Genomic DNA, 9632 nt, shown 5'->3' on the forward strand with positions numbered 1-9632 from the left:
ACAAGATCGTGACGCTGAGCAAGTAGCAAACATCGCGAAGGGTGGTTACATCCTGAAAGATTGTGCTGGCAAGCCAGAGCTAATCATCATTGCAACGGGTTCTGAAGTTGAGCTAGCGGTTAGCGCTGCTGCTGAACTAACAGCTGAAGGCAAGAAAGTACGCGTAGTATCTATGCCTGCAACTGACGCATTCGACAAGCAAGACGCGCAGTACCGTGAGTCTGTACTTCCATCTGACGTTACAGCTCGTATCGCAGTAGAAGCTGGCATCGCTGACTTCTGGTACAAGTACGTTGGCTTCGGTGGCAAGATCATTGGTATGACAACGTTCGGCGAATCTGCACCAGCAGGCGAACTATTCAAGATGTTCGGTTTCACTACTGAAAACGTAGTAAACACAGCGAAAGAGCTTTTAGCTTAATCATTGATTACTAGCCTTGTGCGAACAATGAAATGAATGAAAAACCGAGCTTTAAGCTCGGTTTTTTTGTATCTGGGGTTTGTTATCACTTAGACTAAGGCTTACAAGCAACAGATCAATCTGTCATAAGTAAGCTGAGTTATTCAAGTAATGCCTTTTAGGTAGGATTCAGTTATCATCTGTTGCACGAAATTTTGGTTAGATGTACGGAACTATGCTAAAAGTCGCGATAAATGGATTTGGACGAATAGGGCGCAATGTATTGCGCGCTGTCTATGAAAGTGGCAAAAGCCAACAAATCAAAGTAGTAGCGGTCAATGAGCTTGCTCAACCTGACGCTATGGCTCACCTATTACAGTACGACACCAGTCACGGCCGCTTCGGCAAGAAAATCTCTAACGATCAAGAGCACATCTATGTTCACCATGGCATTGGTGCTGAAGATAAAGGAGAGTTTGATACTATTCGTATCTTACACTTGGCTGATATTGAACTGTTGCCTTGGCGTGACCTTGAAGTCGATATTGTTCTCGATTGTACCGGTGTTTACGGTTGCCGAGATGACGGCTTAGCACACATAGCTGCTGGAGCGAAAAAGGTGCTGTTCTCGCATCCTGGTGCTAATGACCTTGATAACACCATTATCTATGGTGTGAATCACGAGACTATCGAAGCCGATCATCGAATCGTTTCCAATGGTTCATGTACCACCAACTGTATTGTCCCTATCATTAAGGTGCTTGATGATGCCTTTGGTATTGAGTCTGGTACTATCACGACCATTCACTCTTCAATGAATGATCAGCAAGTTATTGATGCATACCATAGCGATTTGCGTCGTACTCGAGCTGCAAGCCAATCCATCATTCCTGTCGATACCAAACTGCATAAAGGTATTGAAAGAATCTTCCCGAAATTTTCTAACAAATTTGAAGCTATATCTGTGCGTGTGCCGACGGTAAACGTCACTGCGATGGATTTAAGTGTCACAATTAATGCAAATGTGAAAGTTAATGACGTAAATCAAACCATTGTTAATGCATCCCAGTGTACATTACACAATATAGTTGACTATACTGAAGCGCCGCTCGTTTCCATCGACTTTAATCACGATCCCCATAGCGCAATTGTTGATGGTTCACAAACTCGAGTGAGCAACGGCCACTTAGTGAAAATGCTAGTGTGGTGCGATAATGAATGGGGCTTTGCGAACCGGATGCTGGATACGGTTCTTGCAATGCAAGCTTCTGAAGGCAAGAAGTAAGACCTAGAAGCTAATGTATGGATTATTTATTTTTTAGCTTGAAATAAATACTAAGTGTCCACATATTATGAGTAGTTCAAGAATTACCAGTTGAATAATTTATAGGCTTAGCAGGGTTGCTGAGTTTCCAAAACTTTATTTTTATTTAAATTTGAGAGGACAAATCATGTCTGTGATCAAGATGACTGACCTAGAACTTGCAGGTAAACGCGTATTCATCCGTGCTGACCTAAACGTACCAGTAAAAGACGGTAAAGTAACTTCAGATGCACGTATCCTTGCATCTCTACCAACTATCAAACTTTGCCTAGAAGCTGGCGCAAAAGTTATGGTTACTTCTCACCTTGGTCGTCCTACTGAAGGCGAATACAACGAAGAGTTCTCTCTAGCTCCTGTAGTTAACTACCTAAACGACGCACTAGACTGCGACGTTAAACTAGCGAAAGATTACGTAAATGGTCTTGAGCTAAACGCTGGTGAGCTAACTGTTCTTGAAAACGTTCGCTTTAACAAAGGCGAGAAGAAGAACGAAGAAGCACTTTCTAAGCAGTACGCTGCACTATGTGACATCTTCGTGATGGACGCATTCGGTACAGCTCACCGTGCTCAAGCTTCTACACACGGCGTTGGTACTTACGCTCCTGTAGCATGTGCTGGTCCTCTTCTAGCTGCTGAGCTTGAAGCTCTTGGTAAAGCAATGGACAACCCAGCTCGCCCACTAGTGGCTATCGTTGGTGGTTCTAAAGTTTCTACTAAACTAACAGTTCTAGAATCTCTTTCTAAAATCGCTGACCAACTTGTTGTTGGTGGTGGTATCGCGAACACGTTCATCGCTGCTGAAGGCCACAACGTAGGTAAGTCTCTATACGAAGCTGACCTAGTTGAAACTGCTAAGAAGCTAATGAAAGAGTGTGCTATCCCAGTAGCGACTGACGTTGCATGTGCTAAAGCATTCGACGAAAACGCAGAAGCTGAAATTAAGCACGTTTCTGAAGTTCAAGACGACGACATGATCTTCGACCTTGGCCCAGATTCAACTGCAGCTCTAGCTGAAATCATCGGCAACGCAAAAACGATTCTTTGGAACGGTCCTGTAGGCGTATTCGAATTCAAAAACTTCGAAGCGGGTACTGCTGGTATTTCTAAAGCAATCGCTGACTCTGAAGGTTTCTCAGTAGCAGGCGGTGGTGACACACTAGCAGCTATCGACAAGTTCGGTATCAAAGCAGATGTTTCTTACATCTCTACTGGCGGCGGCGCTTTCCTTGAGTTTGTTGAAGGTAAAGTACTTCCTGCAGTAGCAATGCTTGAAGAGCGTGCTAAAGCGTAATTGATTTAGAAAGGCGAGATGTGAATCTCGCCTTTTAACGTTTGCTGCATATCACACTTTTTTGCTAGAATGGCATAAGTTGTGAGCAAACGATTGCAAATTTTTAAACTTAAGTTTTTTAATCTTAAAACGATAGAATAAATAGGACTATTTCCATGTCTAAGATCTTCGATTTTGTAAAACCTGGTGTAATTTCTGGCGATGACGTACAGAAAGTATTTGAAGTAGCAAAAGCAAACAAATTTGCTCTTCCTGCAGTAAACGTAATCAACACTGATACTATCAACGCTGTTCTTGAAGCTGCTGCTAAAGCTAAAGCTCCAGTTGTTGTTCAGTTCTCTAACGGTGGTGCAGGTTTCTTCGCTGGTAAAGGCGTTAAACTTGAAGGTCAAGGCGCACAAATTCTTGGCGCTGTAGCTGGTGCAAAATACGTTCACGCAGTAGCAGAGTCTTACGGTGTTCCAGTTATTCTTCATACTGACCACGCTGCTAAGAAACTTCTTCCATGGATCGACGGTCTACTAGACGCTGGTGAAGAGTTCTTCGCACAAACTGGTAAGCCACTATTCTCTTCTCACATGCTAGACCTTTCTGAAGAGTCTCTAGAAGAGAACATCGAAACATGTGCAGCTTACTTAGCTCGCATGGCTAAACTAAACATGACAATCGAGATCGAACTTGGTTGTACTGGTGGTGAAGAAGACGGCGTTGATAACTCTGATATGGACGCATCTGAGCTTTACACTTCTCCTGAAGATGTTGCATACGCATACGAGAAACTAAACGCGGTTAGCCCACGTTTCACTATCGCAGCTTCTTTCGGTAACGTACACGGTGTTTACCAAGCTGGTAACGTTGTACTTACTCCAACTATCCTGCGTGACTCTCAAGCATACTGTGCTGAGAAGTTTGGCATTGCAGCTGACGCTCTTAACTTCGTATTCCACGGTGGTTCTGGTTCTTCTGAAGCAGAAATCCAAGAGTCTATCGGTTACGGCGTTATCAAAATGAACATCGATACTGATACTCAGTGGGCTTCATGGGATGGCGTTCGTACTTACGAAGCTGAGAACCGTGATTTCCTACAAGGTCAAATCGGTAACCCAACTGGCGAAGCTGCTCCAAACAAGAAGTTCTACGATCCACGCGTATGGCTACGTGCTGGTCAGTCTTCAATGGTTACTCGTCTTGAGAAAGCATTCGCTGACCTTAACGCTGTAGACGTACTGTAATTCTTTGAATTAAGTACTCTTTAAGTTTTAAAAAACCGCTCATTGAGCGGTTTTTTTTATGTCTGATAAAAACTTGTACTAAATATGTGAAAAACCTAGCGTGCGGTGAATAAATTTCGTAGTCTTTTAGTTATCGGTATTTGTGTTTATTAGTAAGTTTTATTAATTCAAAAGCTTACATAAATATGACTTTGCAATCTGTCAAAGATAGGATATCGTGCCGAAAAATTGGACTTGGTTCAGTTTATAAAAAGGACTTAGCTTTAATTTACTTTTAACACAATGACTTAACAGGCTTTGAACTGTTTCTTATTGTTAAGTGATTTTGGCTTAAGACAGTTTAGCTCATAGCATATTATATAGAGGATGCACATTATGGCTGATAGTTCGACAGCGCTTGAGACTCCAATTGTGGATGGTTTGTCTCACGCAGAGCAGTGGTTAACAAATAACTCAGATCTGTTTATTCAATACGGTGTAAACATTATCTCAGCACTGATAATTCTATTTATTGGTAATCTTATTGTTAAAGCAGTAGCGAATAGCGTGTCTAAGGTTCTTCAGAAGAAGAAAATGGACCGAGCAGTTGTGGAATTCGTCCATGGTTTAGTTCGTTACTTGTTGTTTGTTATTGTTTTAATTGCTGCACTTGGTCGTTTAGGCGTTCAAACTGCATCTGTAGTCGCTGTTATTGGTGCGGCTGGTTTGGCTGTTGGTCTTGCACTACAAGGCTCACTATCTAACTTTGCTGCGGGTGTACTTATCGTTGCATTCCGTCCATTCAAGTCTGGTGACTACGTGGAAATTGGTGGTGTAGCAGGTTCAGTTGATTCAATTCAGATCTTCCAAACCGTTCTAACAACACCAGATAACAAAATGGTTGTAGTACCTAACGGTAGTGTTATCGGTAGCCCAATTACTAACTACTCTCGTCATGATACGCGCCGTATTGATCTAATGATTGGTGTTTCTTACAACGCCGATCTTCAAAAGACAAAAGCGCTACTGACTAAGATCTGTGAATCTGATGAGCGTGTACTGAAAGAGCCTGGCGTTCAAGTTGGTGTTCACACACTAGCGGATTCTTCAGTTAACTTTGTTGTTCGTCCTTGGGTCAGCACTGCTGACTACTGGAATGTTTACTTCGACCTGATGCAAGCAATCAAAGAAGGCTTGGATAACGAAGGTATCGAAATCCCATTCCCGCAAATGGATGTACACATGAATAAAGTAGAAGCTTAATTTCTAGTTAGTTTTTCTAGCTATAAGCTTTTATAAGGAAAGGCGGATAACTTAGGTTATCCGCCTTTTTTTTTGATGAGTTAAGTTTGTGGATGACGCAATATGAACGGATTTAGCCGTACTGCTCAATGAGTCCATTGGCGAGTACAAGTGCAATAGCGAACATCATGGTTGCTACCGCGATATCGATGCCTTTCTTAACTTTGGGTTTCGATAGCGTTGGGCCTAGCTTTGCAGCGCCTAATGACAAAGAGTAAAACCACACGAATGAAGCTAAGATAGTCCCCATAGCAAAAGCTATTCTATCGTTGCCTTCAAACTGGCCGCCTATGGATCCAAGAATCACTACAGTGTCTAAATAAAGATGCGGGTTTAATACAGTTACTGCCAATGCACCTAAAACAACGGTGCGCTTACCGCGAGCCAGTATCTCACCCTTTGATTCATCATTAGTACGTGTTCTGAACGCACTGCGCAATGACAATAAACCATAAACGGTTAGGAATGCGATACCACCCAGTGTCACTGAGGTGAGCAGTAATTCATTTTGCGACAGGATCGCTCCGCCACCAAAGATACCTAATGAAATGAACAAGGTATCGAGTAGGCTACAAATCGTCGCTGTGGTTAGGTGGTGATTGCGTTTAATCCCTTGATTTAAGACGTACGCGTTCTGAGCGCCAATAGGGATGATCATGCTCGCCCCTAGACCAAAACCTTGTAATAAAACCCAAAAATTCATTTTAACCTCCACTTATTTAACGATATTTACGTGCTATATGGCGAAGATACTCCGACCCCTTAAATAAGTATAATTAATGATTTTAATCTATTATTAGAGTTGCTAATGTGGGCGGTAATCAGGTCAAAAAGGAAGCAAGTTGATGCGTGGATTGGATTATAAATGGATAGAAGCACTGGACGCTGTGGTGAAACAACGCAGTTTTGAAAGGGCAGCCGAGCAGTTATATATCTCCCAGTCTGCGGTGTCTCAACGCATCAAACAACTGGAAAAATGGTTAGCACAGCCTGCTCTGGTAAGAGAGAGCCCACCAAGGCCAACACCAGCAGGGAAAAAACTGTTGGGTTTGTATCGTCGTGTTCGCTTGTTAGAGCACGAGCTTGTCCCAGAGTTGATGAACGAAGAGGGAACTCAACCTCTTTCTCTGTCTATTGCGACCAATGCTGATAGCTTGGCGACATGGTTACTTCCTGCGTTATCTGATGTGATGAATTCACGTCAAGTTGAGTTGAACCTCGCGATTCATGGTGAATCAAGAACCATTGAGAAGATTAAAAGTGGTGAGGTTGCTGGGGCAATCAGCCTCGAACCTCAACCTATTCCGGGTTGCAGTGCGGACTATCTTGGAAGAATGGATTATGTGTGTGTGGCGAACCCTAGCTTCCATCAACGTTACTTCTCTGATGGAGTGAACTATTCGACACTAACCAAAGCCCCAGCGGTTTCGTACGACCAATACGATGATCTGCATAAGAAGTTTTTGCATGATCATTTTAATGTCCCGAGAGATAGCGTGATCAATCATACTGTCGGCAGTTCAGAAGCATTTGTACGCTTGGCATTGTCGGGCGTCGCTTACTGTTTGATTCCTCGATTGCAGATTATCGAGGAGCTAGAGTCTGGTGCTTTGATTGATATTACGCCCGGCTTTTTGTTGTCCTATCGAATCTATTGGCACCATTGGCAATTAGAGAGCGGGGTATTAAAAGAGATCTCTCAAGCGATATTAAATTATGCCCACAACCACTTACCTCAGTAAGCTGTTGGTTTTTGCAGCGTCAAAGTTGTGTTAGAAGTCCTGTCGCGGGATTGGTTATGTGACAAATTGCTCTATGATAAAAGAACATTTGTTCAGCATAGGTCTACCTAATGAAGTTTGTACCAAAGATGTTAGCAACGTCTCTTACTCTTACTGCAGCATTGAGTGCTGTGAGTTTTCCATCATTGGCTGACTCGCCATCTTTTCCGCATATTTCAACGACAGGCTATGGTGAAGTGATCGCGACACCAGATATGGCGACATTTTCTGTTAGAGTCGTGGAATCGACGATGACTGCTGAGCAGGCTAAAAACACAGTTGATAAAGTGGTGACTGGCTTTCTAAATAAGCTACATCAAGCGGGTGTTGATGAGGCGAATGTACACAGCTCTAACCTGTATTTATCTCCTCAATATCATTACCCGAAAAATGGTAAACCTGAACTGGTTGGTTACCGTGCATCACGTAATGTGACTGTTCAAGTGAATGAGCTAGCCAACTTAAATGACTACATGGATATTGCCATTGGGCAAGGTATTAACCAGATCGATAATATCCAACTTCAGGTTCGTGACCAAGCTAAGTATCAGGAGCAAGCGCGCTTGGAGGCCATTAAAGATGCGACATCAAAAGCTAAATCATTGGCGAGTGGTTTTGAGCGCGAGTTAGGTGATGTATGGCGCGTAGATTACAACGCACAATCTTCTCAGCCTGTATTGATGCGTTCAATGGCGATGGATGCGAGAACCGAGTCGAATTCTTATGAAGATTCGACGATCACCATTCGTGATCGAGTGAATGTGATCTATCAACTAGAAGAGTAGTGAACATACCTCAGGAGGGATTAGATCATCATGATCTATTTACCTACAGTAGGCCAAATACTAAAAAGGCTCTCATTACGAGAGCCTTTTCTATTTTTACTTATGATCTAATTCGATGATTAGTGAAGTAGACGAGCACGAATTGTGCCTTCGATCTCTTTCAGTTTAAGCAGAGCTTCTTCTGAACGATTCGCTTCCACGTCGATAACCACATAACCCATATCTGCTGCAGTTTGTAAGTACTGACCTGCAATGTTAATCCCTTCCTCTGCGAAGATGGTGTTAATTTGAGTTAGGATACCCGGGCGGTTTTCGTGAATGTGCAGCAGGCGAGAAGCACCCGTATGCAGTGGTAATGATACTTCAGGGAAGTTAACACTTGATAGCGTTGAGCCATTATCAGAGTATTTTGCAAGCTTACCTGCTACTTCAACACCGATGTTCTCTTGTGCTTCCTGAGTTGAACCACCCACGTGAGGCGTTAGGATCACGTTATCGAACTGCATCAATGGTGACTCAAATGGGTCAGCATTGGTTTTTGGTTCCGTTGGGAATACATCGATTGCTGCACCTGAAAGGTGACCAGAATCTAGGGCGCCGCACAGAGCTGGGATATCTACTACCGTGCCACGTGCTGCATTGATAAAGATAGAACCAGGCTTCATGCGCTCGAACTCTTCTTTACCCATCATGTTCTTCGTTTCATTGGTTTCAGGTACGTGCAAAGAGATCACGTCACACTTGTTCAGCAAGTCAGTCATAGTATGAACTTGAGTTGCGTTACCCAAAGACAGCTTGTTTTCGATATCGTAAAAGTAAACACGCATACCAAGGTTTTCAGCAATAATACCCAGCTGAGTACCAATATGACCGTAACCGATGATACCTAAACGCTTACCACGAGCCTCATAAGAGTTGTCAGCACTCTTTTTCCAGATACCACGGTGAGCAAGAGCATTCTTCTCTGGGATACCGCGTAGTAGCAATAGAACTTGACCAAGAACTAGCTCAGCAACGCTTCGAGTATTTGAGAACGGTGCATTGAAAACAGGGATACCGCGTTTTGCTGCCGCTTGAAGGTTAACTTGGTTAGTACCAATACAGAAACAACCGACTGCAACTAGCTTTTCTGCTGCATCAATAACTTCTTGGGAGATGTTGGTGCGAGAACGGATACCAATGAAATGAGCATCTTTCACTGCTTCAAGAAGTTCATCTTCAGGTAGTGAGCCTTTATGGTACTCAATGTTTGTGTAACCAGCGGCTTGCAGTACTTCTACAGAAGAAGGGTGAAGACCCTCTAGAAGTAGAATTTTAATTTTTTCTTTTTCCAGTGAAACTTTGGCCATTGTTCTCGTCCTTAAAATGGAAAGGTTGGGCAAATGCGGCGCACGTGCTACAAAACGGCTAAAAGAGGAACTTATTCACCATTTTGTCAGGAGACAAACGTTTTCCCTGTGCGTCTTCTGAACAATAAAGTAACAAAAAAAAAATGTTTTGGGTAAGAAAATTACGGAATAAGACATAATTTTACAGCC

At 42.9% G+C, this 9632-nt stretch carries 9 protein-coding genes; 7 read left to right on the forward strand and 2 right to left on the reverse strand.

Annotation, left to right across the window (positions count from 1 at the left end; genetic code table 11):
• From AACR09_RS01290 to mscS, 5 genes are all read left to right on the forward strand, one after another.
• A partial coding sequence (locus AACR09_RS01290; RefSeq protein ID WP_322621720.1) for a transketolase-like TK C-terminal-containing protein occupies positions 1-421 on the forward strand: 421 nt, incomplete at its 5' end.
• Positions 422-635: 214 nt separating this feature from the next.
• A complete protein-coding gene (gene epd, locus AACR09_RS01295) occupies positions 636-1685 on the forward strand; it encodes an erythrose-4-phosphate dehydrogenase (RefSeq protein WP_032545991.1) in 1050 nt (349 codons plus the stop codon).
• Between the two features lie 166 nt (positions 1686-1851).
• The gene (locus AACR09_RS01300; protein ID WP_004735491.1) at positions 1852-3015 is read left to right on the forward strand and encodes a phosphoglycerate kinase; all 1164 of its coding nucleotides are present in this window, start codon (positions 1852-1854) and stop codon (positions 3013-3015) included.
• Positions 3016-3170: 155 nt separating this feature from the next.
• Positions 3171-4247 (forward strand): class II fructose-bisphosphate aldolase, encoded by a 1077-nt coding sequence (gene fbaA, locus AACR09_RS01305; protein ID WP_004735492.1) that lies wholly within the window; start codon positions 3171-3173, stop codon positions 4245-4247.
• A 375-nt stretch (positions 4248-4622) separates the two neighbouring features.
• A complete protein-coding gene (gene mscS / locus AACR09_RS01310; protein ID WP_029405993.1) occupies positions 4623-5489 on the forward strand; it encodes a small-conductance mechanosensitive channel MscS in 867 nt (288 codons plus the stop codon).
• Positions 5490-5601: 112 nt separating this feature from the next.
• Here the strand turns inward: mscS and AACR09_RS01315 are convergent, their stop codons facing one another.
• On the reverse strand, positions 5602-6231 hold the full coding sequence (locus AACR09_RS01315; RefSeq protein ID WP_193835904.1) for a LysE/ArgO family amino acid transporter: 630 nt from the start codon (positions 6229-6231) through the stop codon (positions 5602-5604).
• Between the two features lie 142 nt (positions 6232-6373).
• On the opposite strand from AACR09_RS01315, the gene AACR09_RS01320 reads away from it, so the two are divergent.
• Positions 6374-7270 carry a LysR family transcriptional regulator ArgP gene (locus AACR09_RS01320; protein ID WP_029222260.1) on the forward strand — a complete coding sequence of 299 codons (897 nt, stop codon included), beginning with the start codon at positions 6374-6376 and terminating at the stop codon, positions 7268-7270.
• 110 nt (positions 7271-7380) lie between these two features.
• Positions 7381-8094, forward strand: a complete 714-nt coding sequence (locus AACR09_RS01325; RefSeq protein WP_004735362.1) for an oxidative stress defense protein — start codon at positions 7381-7383, stop codon at positions 8092-8094.
• 119 nt (positions 8095-8213) lie between these two features.
• On the opposite strand, the gene serA is transcribed toward AACR09_RS01325, so the two are convergent.
• On the reverse strand, positions 8214-9443 hold the full coding sequence (gene serA / locus AACR09_RS01330; protein ID WP_017077788.1) for a phosphoglycerate dehydrogenase: 1230 nt from the start codon (positions 9441-9443) through the stop codon (positions 8214-8216).
• Positions 9444-9632 lie beyond the last annotated feature (189 nt).

The organism is Vibrio sp. OPT20, assembly GCF_963889365.1.
Classification (GTDB): domain Bacteria; phylum Pseudomonadota; class Gammaproteobacteria; order Enterobacterales; family Vibrionaceae; genus Vibrio; species Vibrio splendidus.